The organism is Kitasatospora sp. NPDC059146, assembly GCF_042786665.1.
In the GTDB taxonomy this organism is placed as follows: domain Bacteria; phylum Actinomycetota; class Actinomycetes; order Streptomycetales; family Streptomycetaceae; genus Kitasatospora.
In genome coordinates, this window is record NZ_JBHZCY010000260.1 from 1 (window position 1) to 2,383 (window position 2,383).

The window sequence follows — 2,383 nt, forward strand, 5'->3', positions numbered from 1 at the left end:
CGCCCTGCCCCAGGCAGGGCGCGGGCCATGGGCTCACCTGGCCATGGGCTCACCTGGCCATGGGCTCACCTGGCCATGGGCTCACCTGGCCATGGGCTCACCTGGCCATGGGCTCACCTGGCCGGGCGTCCTGGCCGTGTCGGCCCCGGGCGCCGGTCGGGTGGCTGCTGAGCCCCGCAGCCGCCCGGGCCGGTGCCCGGTGCGTTCCTCGTACCTCCTGTCCTCCTCGTGTCTCAGCCCGGCGGCAGTGGTTGCCACAGGCAGCCGCAGTCCGGGTGTCCTCGGAGCCGCAGGCGGCGGGGCATGCCGTCGCCTGCGGAGATCTCGCACCAGCCGTCGACGCTCGGCGGTCGGCCGCCGTCCAGGTACACCTGGACGTGCAGTGCCGCCAGGCCGGCGACGGCCGTGGCCAGGGCCGTGTCGCAGGCCGGGGTGCGGGCCCGGCCCGGGCCGTCGTCCGCGAGCTGGGCGAGGACCCGTGGCCAGGCGGCGTCCTCGTCCTCCCGGCGCAGCACCAGGCAGTGCCCGCAGGCCGACCGCCCGGGGATCACCAGCGGCCCGACGATGCCGAACTCCTCGACCACGCCCACGTACAGGTGCGGCACTCCGGCCCGGAGCAGCAGCCGGGCCTCGTACGTCCCGCCCGCGAAGGCCGCGCTGCCGTCCCGGGGTGCGAGGACCACGAAGTCGGGCGGTGGGTCGTCGCTCTTGGGCCGGGGCACCGGGGCCAGTGGGCGGCCGGTGGCGCGTTGCACCGCCTCGCGGGCGACCGTCGAGCGCAGCCGCCCGATGTCCGAGGGCGGCAGTCCGGCGGGGGAGCAGTCGTCGGGCCGGACCCGCCCGCTGTCGGCCACGGTGACGGTGCCGGCGCCGCCGGCCGCGAGCACGGTCGCCACGGCCGCGCCGACCCGGCCCGCGCCGCGCACCTCGATCCTGGACCTGGCGCGCCGGACCAGGACGGCCGGTGCGGCGCCCGGTCCGGAGTGGACCAGGGAGAGCGAGGCGAGGTCGGGCCCGAGGATGTCCTGGTGGGGCCGGGGGAAGTGCGACAGTGCCCGGCCGGTCGCCTCCGCGTCGTCGAGCAGCCCGGTCTCCTGCAGTTCGCTCAGCAGGGTGTCGGTGGGCTCGCGGCCGAGTCCGATCCGTTCGCCGGCGGAGAGGAGCTCGGGTCGTTCGCGCGTCCCGTCGAGCAGGTCGAGGAACTCGCACAGCGTCTTGTCGGCGTTGCCGAGCACCCCGGCGAACCGGGTGACGGTGCCGAACTGCAGGGTCTCGGAGTCCCGCCAGCTGCGGGACAGCGCGGGCTTGAGCATGAGGCGCACGGTGGTCTCCCTTCCGATCGTTTCCGGACGGCTGACCGCAGCATGCCCCATGGCGGCGGGGGCGTGCGGAAAGTTATCCACAGGTCCGGGCGCATGATCACACCATCTGTTCGGAGGCCCTGTGGATAACTGCCCATCCTTCCTGGCGTCGGTTTCCGGACACCCCTCGTCGGCCTTTCGTTCCCGATCGCTCCATGAAAGATTTCGGCCACGGCACCGGACTTCTGTCAGTGGTACCGGGTAACGTCGTGTGCCATGGCAGCCGAGCGGGACTCCCATCCACCGGCGTCGCGTCGGCGTGCCCGTGCAGCGTCCGGGTCGCAGATGGCGGCGCCGAGTACGCGCGGGCGCCCGGACGAGAAGCAGCGCGAGAAGCCGCACGACAAGCAGCAGGCGAGGCCGCAGCACCCGCCCGCCGGGGCGGTGCCCCCGGAGGCGCACGACCGCAGCCGGGTCGAGGTGCGGCGCAGCGCCCGGCGCAGCCGGACGGTCTCCGCCTACCGCGAGGGCGACCGCACCGTCGTGCTGATCCCGGCCCGGATGTCGCACGCCGAGGAGCAGCGCTGGGTCACGCAGATGCTGGAGAAGCTCGCGGCCCAGGAGCGTCGGCGGGTCCTCGGGGACGACGCCCTGATGGCACGGGCCCGGGAGCTGTCGGCGGCCTATCTGGAGGGCCGGGCCCAGCCGGTGCAGGTCCGCTGGGTGACCAACCAGAATTCGCGCTGGGGCTCGTGCACTCCCAGCGAGGGGACGATCCGGCTGTCGCACCGGCTGCAGGGCATGCCGGAGTACGTGCTGGACTACGTGCTGCTGCACGAGTTGGCGCACCTGCTGGTGCCGGACCACGGTCCGGCGTTCTGGGCGCTGCTGGAGGCCTATCCGCGGACGGAGCGGGCGCGCGGCTACTTGGAGGGTGTGGTGTCGGCGGCCCGGCTGCCGCACATCCCGGGGGCCCGGCACGGTGCGCCGGGGCCGGGGCCGGATCCGGGGGCTTCCTGCGGGTGAGGGCGGACGGCGAGAGGGGGCGCGGACCCTACGGTCCGCGCCCCCGCGTCGTGTCG

At 74.8% G+C, this 2,383-nt stretch carries 2 protein-coding genes; one reads left to right on the forward strand and one right to left on the reverse strand.

Annotated features, from left to right (window positions below; all coding sequences use genetic code 11):
* Nucleotides 1–233: 233 nt before the first annotated feature.
* A complete protein-coding gene (locus ACFXPX_RS43750; RefSeq protein WP_375894189.1) occupies nucleotides 234–1,313 on the reverse strand; it encodes a ThiF family adenylyltransferase in 1,080 nt (359 codons plus the stop codon).
* Between the two features lie 333 nt (nucleotides 1,314–1,646).
* Here ACFXPX_RS43750 and ACFXPX_RS43755 point away from each other — a divergent pair, with 333 nt between their 5' ends.
* The gene (locus ACFXPX_RS43755) at nucleotides 1,647–2,327 is read left to right on the forward strand and encodes a M48 family metallopeptidase (RefSeq protein ID WP_380645109.1); all 681 of its coding nucleotides are present in this window, start codon (nucleotides 1,647–1,649) and stop codon (nucleotides 2,325–2,327) included.
* Nucleotides 2,328–2,383: the final 56 nt, after the last annotated feature.

Bases quoted from the DNA above. Each gene is read 5' to 3' on its own strand.
- ACFXPX_RS43750 (WP_375894189.1), bottom strand. From the start codon at position 1,313: ATGCTCAAGCCCGCGCTGTCCCGCAGCTGGCGGGACTCCGAGACCCTG.
- ACFXPX_RS43755 (WP_380645109.1), top strand. From the start codon at position 1,647: ATGGCGGCGCCGAGTACGCGCGGGCGCCCGGACGAGAAGCAGCGCGAG.